Below are 20099 nucleotides of genomic sequence, written 5' to 3'. Positions count from 1 at the left end.
GCCCGGTACGACGATTTGGTCACGCCGTTGTCAAGAAGCCGCTGAAAAAGTACGATTTTCACTTTTTCAACAGCTTTTCAGTGGCCTCGTTGTCAATCGGTTTCTCACCACGGGCTAGTTGGCGGGGAACCCTTTGGCACTCAAGCAGTTTCTTTATGCAGCCTTTCAAGGTGAAGGGCGCTGGGCCGCCCTTCTTATTCTCCCTGACTCGAAAGAATCGTTTTCACCCGGCCAACCTGCCCATCCTCGAGCCGGACTTTAATTCCATGCGGATGTGTAGCGGAATTCGTTAAAATATCCTTAACTGTTCCTCTCGTTGTCTTTCCCGAGCGCTGATCCTTTTTCAGGACAATCTCGACTTCGATTCCTGCTTTAATGTCGCTTCTTTTCGTACCTGCCTGCATGTTAATTTCCACCTCCTTTAGCTATTTTTTGCACCAATACAGCTTTCATGTGTAAGAACCCACAATCGTCACACCTGATCTGCGAGGCTGATAGCCTGCTTCTGAGTCATCGTATATTTTTCACTTTCCTTACCCGTGATAGGATGAATAACGAAAGAAAGGCTGCGACAATCAAGGAAAGCGCAACCTTTAAGCAGCGGCTATGTGCAACGCGCGACTGGTCGTTTTACATTATGAAGAAGATACGACGTCGTAACCCTGCTCTTCAATTTCCTTTTCAATTGCTGCTTGAGCAACGCTTCCTTCATTGTACGAAACCGTCGCTGTCCCTTTTCCAAGATCGACCTGAACCTTTTCGACGCCGGACAGCTTACCGACACTGTTTTCAATCGCCGCGACGCAATGCTGGCATGACATCCCTTCCACTTTAATTTCAATCGTTTTCACAATTCACCACTCCTTTACAATACGATAGTAGGGTATATCCAATTAGATCTTTGTCAGCCTTTCAACGACTTCCATCAATTCTGAAATCGCCTCATCGCCATTTCCCTTCTGAATCGCATCCTTCACACAATGGCGTGTATGATCCTCCATCAAATGCAAGCTGACCTTTTTCATTGCTGCTTGGATCGCAGAGATTTGAATGAGAATATCAACACAGTAGCGATCATTTTCAATCATGTTTTGAATGCCACGCACCTGACCCTCGATCCGCTTCAAGCGATTTACCAATTGTTCTTTTTCTTTATCGTGTCGATGGTCGACTTTTTTCACGTCCTCCATAACATGCCCCCTTCTACATTACTAAGGTATCCTATGTAAAATCAGTATACTATTTCTCCTCACAAAATCAAAGCGATTCGTAAGGAATGAGCAGGGGTCTGGTTGAAAGCCCCTGCCTTCGCCATCCGGTTAGAACAGAATCTCCTCAAGCTCAGGAAGCGCGTTGAACACTTCCTCAACCGGGATCGCCAGACCGTAGCGTTCTTCCCCGCTCCACAGCCCCGGAACTGAGCGGGCATAGACGACGCCGACCACTTCTCCGTCTGCTGATAAAACCGGACTCCCACTATGACCAGGAAAAATAGAATTGGAAATTCTCATCGTCTGATAGGCGCTCTGATTTTCGATAATTTCCCCGCGATTGACGATTTGCGTCTGCGTGAGCGGATTACCAATCACAAAAATTTGTTCCTCTGCCTCAGCGGATTCTTGGCGCAGAGGCAAGAAAGGCAATTGCTCCCCTTCCACCTTTAACAGCGCGACATCAACTTCCTCCACTGCTTCAATCACTTCCGCCTGATAAATATCGCCATTTGGGAACGTCACCGCTAACGGCTGCCTATTTTCGATAACATGATGATTTGTCAGCAAATAGCCGTCAGAGGTAATGGCAAAACCGGTTCCTCTGTTTCCCTGGCCCTGAATCGTCACGACCGCTTCCATATAGGCTTCAACATCCTCTTCCTGAATGACCTGTTCAGACGTCCGCGACAGCTCAATCACATCACGGGAGAAATAAGCGAATAAACTGCTGACTCCTTGTAAGAGCAGCAAACCTGCTATCATAAAAACGCCCAGACGAATCCAGCGTTTCTTTTTAAGACGCTGCGCCTTATCTTCTTCGGTTTCCTCCTCTTCGGCTAAAAAGTCCTCCAGAGATGGTTCCTCATATTCTTCTTCTTTTTGCTCGTTCTCGTTGTGTTCGTTATAATCTTTCATCGGCTCCCCCTTACCCTACTCCATTGTCTGATGCTGGCAACCTCTGCTTTGGCAAATGACGATGAGTCAAATTCATTGGTTGTTTGCTAAAGCTTGGATTATACTTATTATAAATCATCTAGCAGTGAGGATTAAAGGAGGAGCATATGGAACTGATTTCACTTGACGAGGTGCAAGCCTACCTCAACCAATTTGCCCGGCAGGAGGTCTATCTTCATTTAGAAACGACAAATGGAGCCTACGCCTCGCATCACGATGAAAATTTCTTTTCAGCAAGCGCTTATATTCGCAATGCTCTGATCGAGTATGAACATGGAAAAATCATCGGCACCGGTCCGTATCGTGTCGGCCTTAAGCTGAAGATCGGCTGGGTTTATGCGGAAGGGCTTACTCATTACGAGCTGGATGAAAAAGGAAGGCTGCTTTTGGCCGGACACGGCTTTGACGGCAAGCTTGCAGTTGCATTGGAACTTAGTAAACAGCCATTTGAATAAGAGGAGTGTCCTATCATGAGGAAAGAAAAACATGTATTAGTTATATTCCCCCATCCCGATGACGAAGCATTCGGCGTTTCCGGCACGATTTCGATGCATACGGCAAATGATACCCCTGTCACCTATGCCTGCCTGACGCTCGGCGAAATGGGGCGCAATCTTGGCAACCCGCCTTTTGCAACACGTGAATCTTTACCGGAAATTCGCCGAAAAGAACTCGTAAAAGCTGCTGAAGCGATGGGCATCAAGGATTTACGGATGATGGGCTTCAGGGATAAAACGATTGAATTTGAAGATGATGACAAGATGACCGCCTTAGTGTCGGACCTTCTCGATGAAGTCAGACCGTCCCTCGTCATTTCCTTTTATCCAGGCTATTCGGTCCATCCCGATCATGAAGCGACCGCCCGCGCTGTCGTTCGCGCGATGAGCAAGCTGGATAAGGAAGAAAGACCCCCATTATATGCGATCGCCTTCTCTAATAATCATGAAGCAGAAATCGGGCCGCCTGATGTGTTAATTGACGTGAGCGAATTTACCGAGCAGAAAAAGGCGGCGATGTACGCCCATCTTTCACAAACCGCGTGGATGCTTCCGGAAATGGAGCAAAAATGGGCCGACGGTGACGAGGATGCCTGGAAATGGCTGACGATCGAACGTTTCTGGACGTATCCATTTCCTGATTAACAACTTGTGTTTTTAAAGGCAGAGCGCTGTGCGGATTTCCCTTCGTACAGCATGCCATCCGCCGGTCGCCTGAACGGTTGCACATTTTCACTTCTCCTATTATAATAATGTATTTGTGAGCAAGGAGAGGAGTGATTCGGTGCTTTTAACGCAGCTACGCGCGAAGGAAGAGCAAAAAACGCCTGAACAAATCGAACAGAACTTAGAAGAACTGGAATTTCAGCTTTTTCGGATGCAAGAGAACATGAAAGAGATCGCCAAAAGATGGAAAGTAATCGGCATTGAGCCGACGAATGAAGAAGAATGGGTGATTGTGTCAATGGTTGATGACGGCCACCTTTGTAAAATCATGCTCAATCAATGCAACACTGCCGACCGCGGCAAGTGGGATTTCTCAATCCAGGCACAGTATGAGACTCCCCACACGATTCACATTGGTGACATTAAAGGGCAGGAAAACAGAGGATTCGGCTCGATCTGTATGAAATATTTAAAGGACCACGCCAAAGCGCAAAACGTCCAATACATCAAAGGCGACCTCGCCAAGCGCGACTGGGATCATATTGACAGACTCATCCATTTTTACGAGAAGCATCATTTTGAGGTTGAGGTCGATTACGAAAACCTTAACGGATCAATCGTCTGGCGTGCCGATATGTGATGTAAGGGAGAGGCTTGCTAAAGAGAACAGGGGAAAGGATACTTTCTTCCCTGTTCTCTTTATATAGAACGGTATTGGGGGACACCTATAAAAAAGGTGTCTTTACTCTACCCTCTGCTCACCTGGTACAGCTTTTGTCGTTATCCTTTCTCGATAAAGGGGCAGGCTGCTTTTACCGCAACTCGCCGACAGGGATCTTTTCCATCTCCTTCACAATTGTATTTCCCAGCTCAGCAGTTGAACTTTCACCGCCAATGTCACGTGTTTTCACCCCGGAAGCAATAGCGCTGGCGACCGCTTTTTCGATCAGCAATGCGGCTTGCCGCGCTGCTTCGTATTGATGCTTATCAGCAAGCCAGTCGAGCATCATCGCCCCTGATAAAATCGTGGCGATCGGGTTGGCGATTCCTTTCCCGGCGATCGTCGGGGCAGAGCCATGGGCCGGCTGAAACATCGCGTGATTGTACCCGATGTCGCCTGACGGGGCCATTCCCATTCCACCGACTAAAGCGGCGACCAAGTCCGAGAGAATGTCGCCAAACATATTTTCCGAAACGATAACGTCATAGTTTTGTGGATTTTGAATCAACCATAAGGACAGAGCGTCAATGTAGGCGTAATCGGTTGCCACATTCCCCTTATATTGCTCGGCCACTTCCGTGTATACCTTTCTAAAAAAAGCAAGCGACTTAAAGACATTGCTTTTGTCACAGCATGTCACCACTTTTTGGCGGTCGCTGACCCGGCCGTTTCTTTTTTGGGCCAGCTTGAACGCATAATCGCAAATTTTTTCCGTCCCTGTTCTGGAAATCATCATCGTGTCGGCGACGACCTGATTGACGATCTGGCTCCCTCCTTTAAAGGATGTAAACAAGCCTTCCGTATTTTCACGCACAATAACTAAGTCAATGTTTTCTTTGTTTTCCAACGGAGTTTTGACACCCTTAAATAATTTCACCGGTCTCACTCCGGCAAACAGGTCAAGCTCAAAGCGCAATGTTAAAATGACTCTCCCCTGAACCTCTGTTCCATCCTCCCAGACCACTTCAGGCATGCCCATACTACCTAAAAAAATCGCATCACTTTCTTTGCATGCTTCGTAGGAAGAATCGGGAAACACGTCACCCGTTCTGAGATAGTAGCCCGCGCCGGCATCGTACTTTTGAAAATCAAGGCTGAACCCGCTAACGATTTTCTCAGCGGCCTGAAGCACTTTGATTCCCTCCGTGATCACTTCCGGCCCAACGCCATCCCCTGGTAATGTCGCAATGTTAAAATTCATCCTCCCGCTCTCCTCGCTTATATAATATTATTTTTTTTGAACGCTTCTATTTCTTCTGCGCTCAAGCCGAGCTCCTGATAAACTTCATCATTGCAGCTCCCTTTTTCGAGCCCTGTATTTCTGATTTTCCCTGGCGTGCGGGAAAATTTTGGAATGACATTAAGCATTTTTACCGTACCGAAATCAGAATCCGGTACATCGATAAAATTCTCACGGAAAGTAAAATGTGGATCCTGCAACATTTCCGCCGTATTGTACACAGGGGCAATGGTTGCTTCATACTTCATAAATCGTTCGAGAATTTCATCCTGAGTATGGTTGATCATCCAGTCGGCCATAATTTGTTCGAGCTCGTCGGCATGTTGCAGTCTCGCCTGGTTATCTTTAAACTGCGGATCGTCAATTAACTCCTCCCGTCCAATGGCCTTAAAGATTCTTTCGACGATCGATGGCGCCGTGCCCGAAACAGCAACCCATTTTTTGTCTTTCGTTTGGTACAGGTTTCTTGGAACGGACCACTCCGAACGATTTCCCATTCGTTTTGGCAGGACGCCGAGCTGGTCATACTCCATCACCTGATTTCCTAAAATACCCATTAACGCTTCATAAATCGGCAAATCAATCGACTGTCCTTTTCCATCAGGAGAATGCTCGCGTTCATAGATCGCCGTCATCGTCGCGAATGCCCCGAGCAAGGCCGTAACTTGATCGGCGAGCGCAAAATTCGGCAGGAGTGGTCCGCTATCCGGAAAACCATTCATATTGGCAAAGCCGCCCATTGCTTCTGCCAATGTGCCAAATCCCGGCCGGCTGCTATAAGGCCCGCTTTCCCCAAATCCAGAAACTTTCACCATAATTAATTTTTCATTTACGGCCGATAAATTTTCGTAATCAATGTTCCACTTTTTCAATGTATTGGGGCGGAAATTGGTAATCACGACATCCGCTGACTTCGATAACCGGTAAAACAGCTCCTGCCCTTTCTCCGTCCCCAAATTCAAGGTAATCGGCTTCTTGTTCCGCGACATCAGCTTCCATTCTAATGACTTGCCATCCTTAATCTTCCCGGCGTACCTTAAAGCGTCTCCTTTCGGAGGTTCAACCTTGATCACTTCAGCTCCGAAATCGCCAAGATATGTCGCCAATTTAGGTCCTGCGATGATTGACGATGCATCAATTACCCGTAATCCAGCTAACGGTAATCTGCTCTCATTTGTCATATATACCACCTTCAATTATCCTTTATTATCAACACCTACGTCCTTATTACTGCCTTTGATCCGCTTGATAAGCGATTTGATCAGCGGGAAGAAAATAGCGAGAAGCGCCAATGTCAAAATCGTTCCGCTAAACGGCCTTGTAAATAACTCCGTAAAATCCCCGCCGCCAATCGCTGAACTGAAAATCGAAGTAAGCAGAATAAATCATTTCCGAATTAGAAAAAGACATGAGTGCTAATTGCGATACGCTAGTATCTGCTGCGCTTTTTTATAAACAGGATAATCAATCATTTTTCCATCAAGCTTAATTGAGGCCAGCCCATTCCTCTCTGCCTCTTCAAATGCTTCGACTACTGCTGTGGCATAGTCTACTTCCTCCTTCGTCGGAGAAAACACTTGGTTGATAATACCAAGCTGTCTCGGATGAATAGCTCCCTTTCCTTGAAAACCGAGCGATTTGGCTTTAAAGGATTCCTGCTGTAGACCATGATCATCCTGAAAATCAGGATAGACGCTGTCAATTGGCGGCGCAATTCCCGCAGCCCGTGAGGCGATGACGAGGTGGGATTTCGCATAGAGAAATTCATCTCCTCCTTCAGTCCGAATCGCGTTTATATCAAGTTCAAAATCGACAGCGCCGAAAGAGAGCGCACAAATCTTGTCAGAGGCAGTAGCAATTTCATAGGCATTGATAATGCCTTTCGCCGTTTCAAGAATGGGACTTATTCTTCTCTCGGCGCCATCGACCGCCCCTTTCCGCAAATTTTCTACCGCTTTATGAATATCCTCCTTTTGCTCGACTTTCGGAATAATCACGCTAACATCTTTCAACGTGGCGACAGCGAGTAAATCGGCTTCAAAAAAAGCCGTCTGTCGATCATTAATTCTGATAAAAATTCTTGGAGAAAGGTCGCTATCCTCCAATGTAGCAATCAGCTGTCGTCTCGCTTGCTCTTTTTGCTCAATCGCGACCGCGTCTTCTAAATCGAGCACGACAGCATCAGCCTCCGAGCTGATTGCTTTCATCACCATTTTCTCGTTATTTCCAGGACAAAATAAAAGGGAACGAATTGGTTTCACTAGAGCACCTCCGGATTAATAAAGTCTCATTCACTAAAATAAAGCGCTTACATTTCTTCTTTGAAAAAAGCTAAGGGAACTTAGCAAAACCCATCATCCACCCTCCTTTTCCCAGCTTTTTGGCCACTACCACATGTAGAGAGAGTTTGAGGAATGCTGTTCAAGAAGAACAACTCTTCCTCTTCAATCTCGATCAGCTGATGTTTTGTTATAAATCGCCTCTGTCTTCACGGTCGATTCAGCAAGTTGTAGCCGCAGGAACTTCTCACAATTAACTCAGGCTGTAACAGCGTCGTCGCTGGCTTAAACGATTCCTTATTTTTGATGAATTCAATGATATGATTGGCCGCTAATTCCCCCATTTCAAAACTGGGCTGACTGACCGTTGTCAATGGCGAAGCCAAATGCTGCGACCAGACTGACTCGTCAAAGCCAATGTGACTTATATCATTTGGAATCGTAAGCTCCAGCTCATTGGCAGCCTCGATCACCTCTGAAATCATTGAAACATGAGTCGATAAAATCGCCTCCGGACGTTCCGGCAACAGTAGCAGCTGCTTCACTGCTTCCTTTGCGGTTCCTGGCTTTTCTTCCACTTCCCGGATCATCCGCTCATCCAAAACGAAGCCATTATCGACCATTGCTTTACGGTAGCCTTCAATCCGATCCTTCCGCGGGCTAATCCCTTGTGAATGATAAGCGATTAGCGCAATCGATTTCCTGCCTAAATCACTTAAATGATTGACGGCCAACACGGAACTCCGCACATTGTCGATTATAACCGTATCCAGAGGGAGATCATCTATCCTGCGGTTTATCAAAACAAGCGGATACTTCTCTTCGATCAACTCTTCGAATAGTGGCTTGTTTTCCATCATCGGGTTAATGATGATTCCGTCAACCTGCTTCATTTTCAAATTCTCGATATGCTCTCTTTCAAGAAGAGGATCATTATTTGAATTGCAAATCATTAAGCTGTAGCCATTGGCATGGCATCTTTTTTCGACTCCTTCGATTACGAGCGACCAGAAAGTCGTTTTCATATTGGCAAGAATAAGACCGATGACATTAGACTTCCGTTGCTTTAAACTTCTCGCCAGCGAATTCGGCTTGTAATTCAGTTCCTTAATGATCCGTAAAACTTTCTCCTTCGTTGCTTCATTGACATACTCAAAATTACCATTAATAATGCGTGAAACAGTTGTTTTTGATACGCCGGCTTTTTTGGCGATTGTATCCATATTTACTTTATTTTTATTGTTCATCGGCCCACCCATCCTCATCGACGTTTCTGAAACCGATTAACGAAACCGGTTTCATTAATCGGTTAACTAAATGGTAGCACAATACAAAAATAACCGTCAAGAACATTTTAAATTTTTTGTTTATTCTAAATCATAGGAGTTTTTCGAGCGATTTTGATTCTCAATAATAGTTTCAATCCCCTCATCTTTATTCCACAGCAAAAAACCCGGGCGAAGACTACTTTCGCCTTTCGTCCCAGGTCAGAGTGGAGGTGCTGCTATCTTTTTTTGCGCAAGCTTTGCTATAACTTGCTGTATTTTTCCCGCCATTGTGCCTGCCATTTTGGATAGTCTCCTTGTACTTCTTCGGCAGTCTTTCCGTCTAAGGAGCTTGGTGCTCCTATCAGATCATTGGTGTCTGAAATGGGGAATGACCAGCCGCCAATCACTTCTCCATTCAGCAGCCATACGGTTACGGATGTTTTCCCGATAGTGAATTTCTCATCCAAAGGATGATTCTTAACCGTGAAAGAGACGGTATCTATCCGCTTATTGACATAGTCATCCGGTTTGATCGTCTGAACCACCCACAATTGTTCATTTGGAGGATCAAGCAGTTCAGCTTCTGAAAACTCTTGCCAGTCGTCTCCGTCGTGTGACACGATCTCAAAGCCTTCGCTGAGCAAATAGTTTTGCGCAATTGTCGCATTCTCACTCAATGATTCATTTCCGTTACAGCCTGCTAGAAAAAGAATGGCACAGAGCAAACCTCCGAATTTCTTCACGTGCATCTCTCCCCTGTAAGACAAAACTAGTCAGGACTCGCAGCAATGGCTTCACTCGCCACAAGCTATTGAGACTCCAACCGACAACGGTCTTTATCAAATGGCTCAGGGCTGTGGGAAAAGTTGCTTTTCCCGCTTTACCATTCAATGGTTTCAAGCATCGCCCACATCGCTGGGGAAATTCCTTCTACCGCTTCCTTCTGCGGCAGAAACAGCGTAAAGCCAATCAGTTGGCCATTGTACTCCTTGGCTGTATGGATTATCACTGTCACACCGTCGTCATTTGTCGTTTCCTCTTTCACGACATACTCAACGTCTGTTAAAGGAACGTCTTCTCCTTCGGCAATTTCGCCTTCGGCATGCTCAACAATCATCTGTTTGATCTCTTGTGCATCCGCCTCGCTACCATGATTGATGACTCTTGTGAAAAACGCATCATCAAAGTTGGACAGGATCACATCGCGGTTCGGCTCCTCGCTCTCAAGCGTGAAGTCCTGAAGAATATAAATACCGTAGCCGATTGCACTGCGGTGAAACTGCGCTGCTCTCATTTCCGTCTCGCCTTCCACAGTCACGGGAATCTCTTTGATCTCAGCAGCATCGCTGGAGCCGAATGGGCTTTCCACCTCTCCACCAGTCGCAGCATCCTCCTCGTCTGATCGAGGAACTTCCGTCTGTCCGTCTGCTGGAGCTGGAATGTCAAGCTCTTCATTATCACCAGCATTGCAAGCTGCAAACAGCACCACACTTAACGCTACACACCCGATTACAAAAAGCCGCTTCATACTATTCCCCCTTTTTTTCTCTTATGAAACGACAATAGCTTCTAATAAGTTTCAACAGCGGAATGTTTAGCCTTAGATGCCATCTGGAGAAAAAGAGACGGACAGACTGTCCGGGAAATGCTGGGTATAGGTGACATTTTCAATTTGAACAATGAGCTCATCCGCTTCAAGCTGCCGAATGCCGGACAGTTCAACGGCGATGTACTGCCCGTGTTCATCGATATTTCCACTCATGCCAATTGTATGGAGATTGTTAACTGGCTGATCCCCTGTCTTATAGGTTAAATAAAGCGGTGGACGGCCGAATTCAAAGCCCGTTCTTTCATAAAAGGAAGCCTCCGTAAAATAAGGAATCGCCAATGAGCGACTTCCATTTTCCTTCGCTTTCACGAGCAGTTTCCATTCCAATGTATTCTGGCTGTAAGTCGCTTCCTGGAAAACAAGCTCTGCTCCAAATAATGTTCCGATGCTTTCTTCATAGATCTCATCCTGACTGCGGTCGATGCTAATCAAAAGCGAGTCTCTAATAAGCGGAATTGCAAACGATACACCCTGGTCACTCACATATGTAGCGCTCTGGATCTTCAGTTCAAGTTCTTGCGGCAGCTCGTCGACCGGCTCGAATTGAATAAATTTTTGTTCATGATCGCGAAACATCCCTTGGTAAAAAAAGCCGACAGAAATCTCGTCACCGCTGATTAAATCGACACTCAGATCAAGCAATGGATCCCCATCCTCCGAGTCTTCTTGAAACAACAGTTCCATGCCAAACGGTGTAATTCGCAGCTCCTCCATGTAAAGGCTGTTGCCATCCGCGCTAAATGCCTGCTCAATTGGAATGCTTATCGTCTTCACCTGATCGAAATCCAGCTCCATCGGAATCGAAACCTCATTCAGCTCATAGCTCTTCCCACCCTTATGAAGAGTTAAATCAAATAAGTGCAGCTCGCTGATTTGGCGGATTACCTCTCCATTTTCATCACGAACCGGATCAAAAATTAAACGATCATGGTAGCGCCCCTCGACCATTCGCGCTTCATCCGTCATCCATTGATTTGAGTAGGAGCCGTTTGATTCCAAATCGCCTTCTCCACCAATTCGCATTCTTCCACTCAGGACCGGTAAATTGTAGTATTCGTGAATTTCCTCAGGGAGGTCAACGCTGTAAAACACATGGACCTGATCCGGCGTGTACCAGATTTCTTCAATGATTAAGCTTTCGTTGCCACCTTCTTTAAAGGAAATTTCGATTTCGGGGGTAATCGTATTCTCCAGCTCTCTCGCCCTCGTCAACCCCCTTGTTCGGCTGCGCTTTAGCTGGTCCCACTCTTCATATGTCGCCTCCGGAATCTGAACGCTTAGCGGGTTGAAAAATTCCTCCGCCTCAGATTCAGTCTCTAACGGCTTTTCCTGCTCACTCTCTTCCTCTTGAGGCGCCACTGTTTTTTCCGCCTGCTCTTCATTCCAGAGCGTATAGCCTGTTAATCCAATGAGCAGGATCATAACAATTATCCATTTTTGCTTTGTCATAAAAACATTAGCTCCTTAAGCGAGCTCAACCAGCTCAGTTCTCTGCTGCTTTAGCGCCGTGATCTCACCCGTCAGCGCCTGTTCCTCTCTAGTAAGCTCACGTAAAATCCGCTCAACATGATAGACCATTTCAGTAGTTTGCGATAAAGAATCCTGAATTTTGCCGTGCACCATCCAATCAACGATAAATCCATCGAAAAAATAATCAGCAAATGTCAGGAACCCATCGATCTCAATCGTACAATCCGTATAGGCATTTACATCCTTCAGCTCTTCTTCAAAATGCCGCAGCGCGCGCTGAGCATGATGAATCTCGGACCGCGCTTCATCCACATGACTATGCTTAATCGCTGTAGAAAGCATTCCTCCGCCAAACATATCCCAAGTCGACCACCCGCTGGCACTTTCAAGAGATGAAACCGCTTTTCCAAGCGAGGCTTTAGCCTTTATCCCTGCTGTTATCGCCTCCTGGTACTCTTTAAGCTGGGCTTTTTTCTCTTCTTCGTCATCAATTAGCGAGGAAAGCTGCTCAGTCAATGGAGAATCAGTAGAAATCAGATAGGCTTTCTTTTCCATGATCAATTGTTCGTATTCTTGCTCCGGCTCGGAAAGCGACTGCAAGAAAAGCTGTATTTCCTTCAGCTCTTCTTCCAAATCCTCAATTGTGTGCAGTGCCTCTTCATATTTCAATTGCGCCTGCAGCAGCTCCTGCTGTTCCTTCTCCATCTTCTCTAATCGCCGTCCAACAATCGTATAAAACAGGTTTGTAAAACTAAGCTTTTTTAACCGTTCAACATCGGCTCTCTCACGCTCAAGCTGCTGTCTCAGCCGCTCAGCCTTTTGATGACCCTCCGTTAAATGAGTAATAGCCCGTTCCTTGTGAGCGCTCCATTTCACGTATAGACGCTTTCGTTCCTTCACTTCCGTTAACCGTTTGTGGTATTGTTCCAACATCCTGATCACCTCTATTGTGATTTACGAATGGTTAAAAGAAAAGGTTTCACCCTTCTAATCTGGCAAATGAAAATCCTGGAACGGCACCAGCCCCGGTCCAGCCGCCATGACCAAAGAGGGGGTGTGTCAAAAGGGTTGTTTTTTCCTTTTGGCACACCCCCAAAAACGGCGAGTGGATTTGGCGCTTTTATGAGCAGCTCAAGCGGAATCCAGGCTGCCAATCCTCGATGTTTGCCGTTACAACGCCGCGAGCTGCTCTTCCAGCTGCTCTTTTGTAATTCTCCAATGCGAATCATGCCAGATGACATGTTTGTTTTGGATGATAAACAGCTGAGGTGATTCATGCTTGATTTGCAATTCCTCTGCTATCGCATTGGAAACAGGACGCTGTTCAATCACTTTCACAAGCGCAAATTGAAACTCGGGCTTTTGCTGCGTCTCGATAAACTCCTGAAACACCTGAAACGCTTCGGCGCTGATTGGACATGATGTACTATGCTTAAACAAAAAGACCGTTTTGGAAGAAGACCCTTCCCAAAGATCGTGCCATTGTTCAATTGATTGTAGTTCCTCCATCTGGATCATCCTTTCATACTTCGGTAGGCATGTTTTTCTTTTCTCATGATAGCACAAATTTCACAAAGATGTTCCCAATTATCTCCATGCACTGAGAACAAAATGAATGTCCTCGTATGAAATCGAATCAGGTAAGGCGTCTTTAATTGGCTTCAAGCGCTCATAACCAAGCTCTTCAATTTTCTCTTCAATTAACCGCCTTTTTTGCGGGTCGACTTTTTCCGCCAGCCGAAGTCCCATCCCGGCTTCCTCCGCTTTCAACAAATGTCTGATGATCGTCTGCTCGGTGAAGCCTAATTCAGCCACCAGCTCCTGAACAGTAGCACCATTTAAAAACGCTTCCGCTGTTTGCTTAAATTGCCCGCTTTTTGCTTTTTGTTCTTTACGGCGCACGACCGTCCCCTGACCAGGTCCCGGCTTCCGCTCCGCAAAAGGGGTAAGAATTGCCAAAAACAGCTCGCCGTACTTCTCCAGCTTTTGCTCCCCTACGCCGGAAATCGAACGCAATTCTTCTTTCGTCAACGGCACTTTTCCGCTCATTTCCTTTAACGTCCGATCGGAGAAAATCATATATGGCGGAACCTGCTGCTCTTCCGCCAGCCGCTTTCTCTCCTGTCGCAGCGCTTCGAAAATATCATCCTGTTCTTCCACCGCCTCCGGGATCGTCGTCTCCGACAAGAGCACCTTCGCCTCTCCCGTTAAAACAGGAACCGCTTTTTCCGTCAGCTGCAGCGTTGGAAAAGAAGAATCGGTCGGCTGTAAATATCCTTCTGCTGTCAGAACATCAATCATATCAGCAACGGCCCGCTGCGTCCATTCCTTCATCAGGCCGTATGTCGACACATCGGTGAGACCGAACTGCTTTATTTTCTGGTTTTCAGAACCGACGAGCACTTGAGCGACGATCGTTTTGCCAAAACGTTCACGCAGCCGCTTCACACATGAGAAGATGATCTGCGCCTCGCGCGTCCGGTCTATTTTTTCACCGCTGTCGACGCAGTTCGAACATTTGCCGCAGCCCTCTCCGTCCTCGTCGCCGAAATAGTCGAGAATGTATTGCTGGAGGCAGCGCTCTGTATGACAGTAGCTTGTCATCTGCTGCAGCTTCTTATATTCCATCGCCTGCCGTTCATCAATCCGGTCCGATTGCTCAATCAAAAAGGTGTGCGTGCGAATATCCTGTGCGGCAAACAGCAAAATACAGTCGCTATCCTCACCGTCACGACCGGCGCGTCCCGCTTCCTGGTAATAGGCCTCAAGTGAGCGCGGCAGGCTGTAATGCAAAACAAAGCGGACGTTCGACTTATCAATTCCCATGCCGAATGCATTCGTTGCGACAATCACTTTCTTCTTATCATAAATAAACGCTTCCTGGCTGCCCGACCGCTCTTCTTCTCGCATTCCGCCATGATAACGGGCCACTTCAAAACCGGCGCCTGACAGCTCTTCAAATAACTGATCGACTTCCTTGCGGGTCGTTGCGTAAATAATGCCTGATTCCTGCTTGCGCATCGTCAAGTAAGAGCGAATAAAATCCTTCTTATTCACCCCTTTTTTGACTTCGAAGCGCAGGTTCGGTCGGGCAAACCCCATTGTAATTGTGCTCTGCTCGCGGATATGTAAATACTCCTGCAAGTCAGCGCGAACCTGCTTTGTCGCAGTCGCCGTTAAAGCGAGAACGGCCGGCTGATCCTTCAGCTGTTCCAGCCATTCGGGAATCCGCAAATAGCTTGGACGGAAATCATGCCCCCATTGCGACATACAATGGGCTTCATCAATCGCCACGAGCGAAAGAGAAACCGATTGAAGCAACTGTTGAAAATGCGGATGCTCTAGTCTTTCCGGGGCGACATAGACGAGCTTGCAGGCGCCTGCTTTAATTTGGGCATGACGCTTTTGCTCCTCCGCCGCAGTTAAGGTGCTATTTAAAAAGGTGGCTCCAACCCCGTATTCCTGGAGAGCATCAACCTGATCTTTCATCAATGAGATAAGCGGGGTAATGACAACGGTCAGTCCCGGCAGGATCAGAGCCGGAATTTGATAGCATAATGACTTCCCGCCTCCAGTCGGCATAATCCCGAGCGTATCGTGACCGGCAAGCACCTGCTCAATAATCGCCTGCTGTCCCTGGCGAAAATGGTCGTATCCGAAAACCGTCCGCAGCTTTTCCTGCGCTTGCTCCATTTGTAACGTTTGCATCGCCCTCTCCTTTCTATATCTGCTCACACTTTTTACTTACCTGCTATTATAGCAAATTCCTGCTTCACTTTGACATGATAGAAAGAGGCAAAAATATTGTTAGAACCCTATCCCTTTGTCTACAATGAATGGTATAATTCATAGGATTATGTTCAATGGAGGCTTACGCATTTATGATTACTGTAACAAATGTAGGACTACAATATGGGGACCGCAAGCTGTTTGATGAGGTCAATATTAAATTTACACCAGGCAACTGCTACGGATTAATTGGCGCCAACGGGGCTGGTAAATCAACATTTTTAAAAATTTTATCAGGAGAAATCGAGCCGCAATCAGGCGATGTTCACCTTGCACCGGGCCAGCGGCTCGCCGTATTAAAGCAAAATCACTTTGAATACGAAGAGTTTGAAGTGTTAACGACAGTAATTATGGGACATGCCCGTCTCTATCAGGTGATGCAGGAGAAAGATGCGATTTATATGAAAGAAGATTTCACCGATGAGGACGGCATTAAAGCAGCCGAACTTGAAGGCGAATTTGCCGAGCTGAACGGTTGGGAGGCCGAGTCTGAAGCGGCTGTACTATTAAAGGGTCTCGGTATCGGCGAGGATCTGCACAATAAAAAACTCGCTGATCTAACCGGAGCCGAGAAAGTTAAGGTGTTGCTTGCGCAGGCGCTGTTTGGCGAGCCTGATGTTCTGTTGCTCGATGAGCCGACGAACCACTTGGATTTACAGGCGATTCAGTGGCTTGAAGAATTCCTGATTAATTTCGAAAACACGGTTATTGTCGTTTCCCATGACCGTCATTTCCTCAATAAAGTATGTACGCATATCGCTGATTTGGATTTCGGCAAAATCCAAATTTACGTCGGCAACTATGATTTCTGGTATGAATCAAGCCAGCTTGCGCAAAAAATGGCGCAGGATCAAAACAAGAAAAAAGAAGAAAAGATTAAAGAGCTGCAAAACTTTATTGCCCGCTTTAGTGCGAACGCCTCGAAATCAAAGCAGGCGACATCGCGTAAAAAGCTGCTCGACAAAATTGAGCTTGATGATATCCGTCCGTCATCGCGGAAGTATCCATATGTTCACTTTGCGCCAGAGCGTGAAATCGGCAACGATTTACTGCGGGTTGAAAACCTGTCGAAAACAATTGATGGCGAAAAGGTGCTTAACGGCATCAGCTTTACGATGAACAAGGATGACAAAATCGCCTTGGTCGGAAGCAACGAGATCGCCAAAACGACGCTCTTTAAAATCCTTGCCGGCGAGCTGGAGCCGGACAGTGGCAGCTTCAAATGGGGCTTGACGACCTCGCAGGCTTATTTTCCAAAGGACAATTCCGCTTACTTCGAGAATTGTGACTTGAATCTCGTTGATTGGCTACGTCAATACTCTCCGCAGGATGACAGCGACACGTTTTTACGCGGCTTTCTCGGACGAATGCTCTTTTCCGGTGAGGAAGTGAAAAAGAAAGCAAGTGTGCTTTCCGGTGGAGAAAAAGTCCGCTGCATGCTTTCCAAGATGATGCTGAGCGGAGCCAATGTCCTGCTGCTTGATGAGCCGACGAACCATTTAGACCTTGAGTCGATTACCGCCCTGAACAACGGATTGATTTCGTTTAAAGGATCGCTTATTTTCTCATCTCATGACCATCAATTTAACGAAACAATTGCCAACCGGATTATCGAACTGACTGATGATGGGCTGATCGACAAAGAAATGAGCTACAACGAATATTTAGAGTTGAAAAAGTAAAAAGGACATACAGCATGTCACACAAGGTGCGAACCCCAAGTGAACATAAAATCACCGGGAGGTTCGCACCAAAAACAAATCAAAATATGTATTATTATAATGTGAGACTATGTAAAAAGTGCGCCGATTCAACAAAAATCCAGCCCCTAAAGAGCAAAACCCTACCACTCTGCGACTAAACAATGCAGGAATCACGGTCGTTTCGCTATCGTACTCTATGTGAGTGCGTGGATTGAAATCATGATTTCGAGTGTCACAAAAGAGGTAAAGGTTAAGATCGTACTCTATGTGAGTGCGTGGATTGAAATTCTTCTTCGTTGGCAAAATGACCAATCCCGCCCTCATCGTACTCTATGTGAGTGCGTGGATTGAAATTGTGAAACCATTTTTGACCATAAACACCTCTCTAGGATCGCACTCTATGTGAGTGCGTGGATTGAAATGCATAACCATAAGGCGTTATCGTTTTTTGTCCGTCTTCGCGCTCTGTGTGAGTGCGTGGATTGAAATAAGACTGATGAAGTAGAGTTCGGCGGCGGTCGTCAGTGTGGATTGAAATGCGATATTCTGCGTCATCTGCCGGTATGTCTGCCCATCGCACTCTACATAAGTCCGCACATTGAATCTAGCAAGCTATCATGAAGGGAGTGTCTTTAAGGATGACCTCTCTTCTTTCGACTGTTTTCAATACGGTACATGAAATTATCTTGAGAGGATGGAAATGACGATGTCACTTAAGCTTGCCTACTCCTTGGCGATTATAGGCGCTGCTTTATGGGGGTTAGTCGGGTTGTTCGTCCAAAATCTATATGCCCACGGATTGACGGCATGGCAGGTTGTCGCGGTCCGTTCGTTTTTTTCAATGCTTCTGCTGCTCAGCTATCTGCTTATCTGGAAGCGGCAGGCGCTGCGGATAAAATGGCGCCACCTCCCGTATTTTATCGGAACCGGGGTTATCAGCTTTGTCTTTTTTAATTGGTGTTTTTTTAAAGTAATTGAGCAAACAAATTTATCGCTCGCGGTTATGCTTTTGTACACAGGTCCGTTATTTGTCACGCTGATTTCCCGCTTTCTCTTTAAGGAATGGCTGACGACGAGAAAAGTGGCGGCAATTATCGTGACGTTGCTAGGGTGCAGCTTTGTCGTCGGCTTGCTTCCAAACGGTAGCATTGTGCTGACAGCCTCAACTTTGTTAATTGGCATCGGCTCCGGTTTCTTCTATGCGCTGTACAGCATTTTCGCCAAATTGAGCAGCCGTTACTATCAGCCTTTGACGATTACGGTTTACTCCTTTATTTGCTCGACAGTCTTTTTGTTTTTTTCGAGCAATCTTATGGAAACGCTCCCGCTTCTTTTGCAATGGGATGTTATGCTCAATAGTCTAGGTCTAGCCTTTTTTTCGACGACGCTTGCTTATATTCTTTATACAAAGGGACTGAGCCAAATTGAATCGAGCAGAGCGGCGATCTTGTCGACGATAGAGCCGGTTATCGCCATTTGCGTCGGTTTTTTCTTTTTTCACGATGAGCTGACCCTCTGGCAATGGAGTGGCGTTCTCCTTGTCTTTGTTTCAATGTTTCTTGTAGCAGAGACTTCCCGTTCAACCAGGGAAGGAAGAAGTTCGCCGCTACAACGCAAATAAGGCTGTGGCAAAAGGAAAACCTCCTTTCGACACAGCCTTTTAGTGATCATAGCCCCGGTTGCGCTGCCGTCTTTTTTTGATAAAATGATAAAGCAAGACGAGACAGCCAACGATCGCAAGCGCATAAATCATATGCTCGACAAACGACGACCAGTCTGTAATCGTTCTTCCATAATAGAAGCCGACCAGAAAGTAGAACGTAAGCCAAACGAAGGCAGAGCTAAATCCAACTAACGCAAACAAGCGATACGGGATATTCGACAGCCCGATACTAAACGGGACCGCGTGGCGAATGAAAGGAAAAAAATAACTGAAGCTGGCCGCCTTCAATCCATATTTCTCCAACAGCTCCTTGCCTCTTTCCGCGCGCTCATGCCAAATTGATTTTTTTCGTTTTACCGGTAAGTGAGCCCGCTTTGACACAACATGGCCACTGACATAAAGAATCGTTCCGTGACATATCACACTTGCATATAAAATAAAAAATGTTGGGAGCGGCTCTAAATAATACGTAGTCGCTAACAGGCCACCGGTCATTAAGAGAACCTCGTTGGGGACTGGAAAGAAAAACAGACCAACCGCCATGATTAAAAAAAGTGAAATATAGCCGTGCTGCCTGATAATATCAAACAGAAACATCCAGTCCACTACGCTCCCCCTCTTCCCTGCATCGCCTTAGAAGCGGAAACGAGGCCCCTCTCCCCTGTCCGCTTATGCTGTTAGCCCTTAAAATATTCTTTATAATAGCCACCTATTTTTCCCGTATTGTCGATTACAAAATAAAATTCCTCAGTTTCATTTTTTAGCTCATATGTTTTTCCGGCAGTCAGCGCCCGGTTCACCATGTATTTCTTTGCATTCGTATGTACGCATTCCACGGTGCGAATCGTCGGGCTTGTTTGCCACGTTTCGTGAATCATTCAATCCCACTCCTTTTTCTTCTATCTTACTATTATAAGGCTCACCTGCTTAATTGCAAACTTTTTCGCTTTCCTTAGCAGTTCATAAAAAAACAGAGGATGGCTCACCAGGTCAAAAATCAGACCCTCAGAGCCATCCCGCTAAAGA

21 protein-coding genes and 1 CRISPR repeat array are annotated in these 20099 nt (G+C 46.3%); of the genes, 5 read left to right on the top strand and 16 right to left on the bottom strand.

Features of this window, described 5'->3' with window-relative positions; all coding sequences use genetic code 11:
• Nucleotides 1–194: 194 nt before the first annotated feature.
• The 4 genes from M3212_RS08275 to M3212_RS08260 form a co-directional block, all read right to left on the bottom strand.
• The gene (locus tag M3212_RS08275; RefSeq protein WP_251193491.1) at nt 195–404 is read right to left on the bottom strand and encodes a YwbE family protein; all 210 of its coding nucleotides are present in this window, start codon (nt 402–404) and stop codon (nt 195–197) included.
• Between the two features lie 231 nt (nt 405–635).
• Entirely contained in the window at nt 636–851 is a 216-nt protein-coding gene (copZ, locus tag M3212_RS08270; protein ID WP_251193490.1) for a copper chaperone CopZ, read from the bottom strand.
• A 42-nt stretch (nt 852–893) separates the two neighbouring features.
• Complete coding sequence (locus M3212_RS08265; protein ID WP_251193489.1) at nt 894–1190, bottom strand: metal-sensing transcriptional repressor; 297 nt, start codon at nt 1188–1190, stop codon at nt 894–896.
• A gap of 129 nt (nt 1191–1319) precedes the next feature.
• Nucleotides 1320–2129, bottom strand: coding sequence for a S1C family serine protease (locus tag M3212_RS08260; RefSeq protein ID WP_251193488.1), 810 nt, complete (start codon nt 2127–2129; stop codon nt 1320–1322).
• A gap of 146 nt (nt 2130–2275) precedes the next feature.
• On the opposite strand from M3212_RS08260, the gene M3212_RS08255 reads away from it, so the two are divergent.
• From M3212_RS08255 to M3212_RS08245, 3 genes are all read left to right on the top strand, one after another.
• Nucleotides 2276–2623, top strand: coding sequence for a YojF family protein (locus M3212_RS08255; RefSeq protein ID WP_251193487.1), 348 nt, complete (start codon nt 2276–2278; stop codon nt 2621–2623).
• A gap of 15 nt (nt 2624–2638) precedes the next feature.
• Nucleotides 2639–3310, top strand: coding sequence for a bacillithiol biosynthesis deacetylase BshB2 (gene bshB2, locus M3212_RS08250; protein ID WP_251193486.1), 672 nt, complete (start codon nt 2639–2641; stop codon nt 3308–3310).
• A gap of 139 nt (nt 3311–3449) precedes the next feature.
• Nucleotides 3450–3971, top strand: a complete 522-nt coding sequence (locus M3212_RS08245) for a GNAT family N-acetyltransferase (RefSeq protein WP_251193485.1) — start codon at nt 3450–3452, stop codon at nt 3969–3971.
• A 172-nt stretch (nt 3972–4143) separates the two neighbouring features.
• On the opposite strand, the gene M3212_RS08240 is transcribed toward M3212_RS08245, so the two are convergent.
• The 10 genes from M3212_RS08240 to recQ all read right to left on the bottom strand — a co-directional run bounded on the left by M3212_RS08240 (nt 4144) and on the right by recQ (nt 15626).
• The gene (locus M3212_RS08240) at nt 4144–5253 is read right to left on the bottom strand and encodes an isocitrate/isopropylmalate dehydrogenase family protein (RefSeq protein ID WP_251193484.1); all 1110 of its coding nucleotides are present in this window, start codon (nt 5251–5253) and stop codon (nt 4144–4146) included.
• Nucleotides 5254–5270: 17 nt separating this feature from the next.
• Complete coding sequence (locus M3212_RS08235; RefSeq protein ID WP_251193483.1) at nt 5271–6473, bottom strand: CaiB/BaiF CoA transferase family protein; 1203 nt, start codon at nt 6471–6473, stop codon at nt 5271–5273.
• Nucleotides 6474–6707: 234 nt separating this feature from the next.
• Entirely contained in the window at nt 6708–7553 is an 846-nt protein-coding gene (locus M3212_RS08230) for an HpcH/HpaI aldolase/citrate lyase family protein (protein WP_251193482.1), read from the bottom strand.
• A 227-nt stretch (nt 7554–7780) separates the two neighbouring features.
• Nucleotides 7781–8818: a LacI family DNA-binding transcriptional regulator gene (locus tag M3212_RS08225; RefSeq protein ID WP_251193481.1), complete on the bottom strand. Its 1038-nt coding sequence runs from the start codon at nt 8816–8818 to the stop codon at nt 7781–7783.
• Between the two features lie 281 nt (nt 8819–9099).
• A complete protein-coding gene (locus tag M3212_RS08220) occupies nt 9100–9582 on the bottom strand; it encodes a hypothetical protein (protein WP_251193480.1) in 483 nt (160 codons plus the stop codon).
• Nucleotides 9583–9719: 137 nt separating this feature from the next.
• Complete coding sequence (locus M3212_RS08215) at nt 9720–10367, bottom strand: hypothetical protein (protein ID WP_251193479.1); 648 nt, start codon at nt 10365–10367, stop codon at nt 9720–9722.
• Between the two features lie 72 nt (nt 10368–10439).
• Complete coding sequence (locus tag M3212_RS08210) at nt 10440–11897, bottom strand: hypothetical protein (RefSeq protein ID WP_251193478.1); 1458 nt, start codon at nt 11895–11897, stop codon at nt 10440–10442.
• A 15-nt stretch (nt 11898–11912) separates the two neighbouring features.
• On the bottom strand, nt 11913–12851 hold the full coding sequence (locus M3212_RS08205; RefSeq protein ID WP_251193477.1) for a hypothetical protein: 939 nt from the start codon (nt 12849–12851) through the stop codon (nt 11913–11915).
• A 237-nt stretch (nt 12852–13088) separates the two neighbouring features.
• Nucleotides 13089–13427 carry a bacillithiol system redox-active protein YtxJ gene (ytxJ, locus tag M3212_RS08200; protein WP_251193476.1) on the bottom strand — a complete coding sequence of 113 codons (339 nt, stop codon included), beginning with the start codon at nt 13425–13427 and terminating at the stop codon, nt 13089–13091.
• Nucleotides 13428–13505: 78 nt separating this feature from the next.
• The gene (recQ, locus tag M3212_RS08195; RefSeq protein WP_251193475.1) at nt 13506–15626 is read right to left on the bottom strand and encodes a DNA helicase RecQ; all 2121 of its coding nucleotides are present in this window, start codon (nt 15624–15626) and stop codon (nt 13506–13508) included.
• A gap of 173 nt (nt 15627–15799) precedes the next feature.
• On the opposite strand from recQ, the gene M3212_RS08190 reads away from it, so the two are divergent.
• Nucleotides 15800–17389, top strand: coding sequence for an ABC-F family ATP-binding cassette domain-containing protein (locus tag M3212_RS08190; RefSeq protein ID WP_251193474.1), 1590 nt, complete (start codon nt 15800–15802; stop codon nt 17387–17389).
• A gap of 212 nt (nt 17390–17601) precedes the next feature.
• Nucleotides 17602–17899: direct repeats of the CRISPR family, unit length 27 nt; unit sequence ACTCTATGTGAGTGCGTGGATTGAAAT.
• Between the two features lie 217 nt (nt 17900–18116).
• A complete protein-coding gene (locus M3212_RS08185; protein WP_251193473.1) occupies nt 18117–19031 on the top strand; it encodes a DMT family transporter in 915 nt (304 codons plus the stop codon).
• A gap of 39 nt (nt 19032–19070) precedes the next feature.
• On the opposite strand, the gene M3212_RS08180 is transcribed toward M3212_RS08185, so the two are convergent.
• Together M3212_RS08180 and M3212_RS08175 are read right to left on the bottom strand one after the other, a co-directional pair.
• Nucleotides 19071–19670: a DedA family protein gene (locus M3212_RS08180; RefSeq protein WP_251193603.1), complete on the bottom strand. Its 600-nt coding sequence runs from the start codon at nt 19668–19670 to the stop codon at nt 19071–19073.
• 80 nt (nt 19671–19750) lie between these two features.
• Complete coding sequence (locus tag M3212_RS08175; RefSeq protein WP_251193472.1) at nt 19751–19951, bottom strand: DUF6501 family protein; 201 nt, start codon at nt 19949–19951, stop codon at nt 19751–19753.
• Nucleotides 19952–20099: the final 148 nt, after the last annotated feature.

The sequence above is a fragment of the Halalkalibacter oceani genome, assembly GCF_023715705.1.
GTDB classification, from domain to species: domain Bacteria; phylum Bacillota; class Bacilli; order Bacillales; family Bacillaceae_D; genus Halalkalibacter; species Halalkalibacter oceani_A.
This window is presented reverse-complemented; position numbering and strand designations above follow the sequence as displayed.

Bases quoted from the DNA above. Each gene is read 5' to 3' on its own strand.
- M3212_RS08275 (WP_251193491.1), bottom strand. From the start codon at position 404: ATGCAGGCAGGTACGAAAAGAAGCGACATTAAAGCAGGAATCGAAGTC.
- M3212_RS08265 (WP_251193489.1), bottom strand. From the start codon at position 1,190: ATGGAGGACGTGAAAAAAGTCGACCATCGACACGATAAAGAAAAAGAA.
- M3212_RS08260 (WP_251193488.1), bottom strand. From the start codon at position 2,129: ATGAAAGATTATAACGAACACAACGAGAACGAGCAAAAAGAAGAAGAA.
- M3212_RS08255 (WP_251193487.1), top strand. From the start codon at position 2,276: ATGGAACTGATTTCACTTGACGAGGTGCAAGCCTACCTCAACCAATTT.
- bshB2 (WP_251193486.1), top strand. From the start codon at position 2,639: ATGAGGAAAGAAAAACATGTATTAGTTATATTCCCCCATCCCGATGAC.
- M3212_RS08240 (WP_251193484.1), bottom strand. From the start codon at position 5,253: ATGAATTTTAACATTGCGACATTACCAGGGGATGGCGTTGGGCCGGAA.
- M3212_RS08235 (WP_251193483.1), bottom strand. From the start codon at position 6,473: ATGACAAATGAGAGCAGATTACCGTTAGCTGGATTACGGGTAATTGAT.
- M3212_RS08225 (WP_251193481.1), bottom strand. From the start codon at position 8,818: ATGAACAATAAAAATAAAGTAAATATGGATACAATCGCCAAAAAAGCC.
- M3212_RS08215 (WP_251193479.1), bottom strand. From the start codon at position 10,367: ATGAAGCGGCTTTTTGTAATCGGGTGTGTAGCGTTAAGTGTGGTGCTG.
- M3212_RS08210 (WP_251193478.1), bottom strand. From the start codon at position 11,897: ATGACAAAGCAAAAATGGATAATTGTTATGATCCTGCTCATTGGATTA.
- M3212_RS08205 (WP_251193477.1), bottom strand. From the start codon at position 12,851: ATGTTGGAACAATACCACAAACGGTTAACGGAAGTGAAGGAACGAAAG.
- ytxJ (WP_251193476.1), bottom strand. From the start codon at position 13,427: ATGGAGGAACTACAATCAATTGAACAATGGCACGATCTTTGGGAAGGG.
- recQ (WP_251193475.1), bottom strand. From the start codon at position 15,626: ATGCAAACGTTACAAATGGAGCAAGCGCAGGAAAAGCTGCGGACGGTT.
- M3212_RS08190 (WP_251193474.1), top strand. From the start codon at position 15,800: ATGATTACTGTAACAAATGTAGGACTACAATATGGGGACCGCAAGCTG.
- M3212_RS08185 (WP_251193473.1), top strand. From the start codon at position 18,117: ATGTCACTTAAGCTTGCCTACTCCTTGGCGATTATAGGCGCTGCTTTA.
- M3212_RS08180 (WP_251193603.1), bottom strand. From the start codon at position 19,670: ATGTTTCTGTTTGATATTATCAGGCAGCACGGCTATATTTCACTTTTT.
- M3212_RS08175 (WP_251193472.1), bottom strand. From the start codon at position 19,951: ATGATTCACGAAACGTGGCAAACAAGCCCGACGATTCGCACCGTGGAA.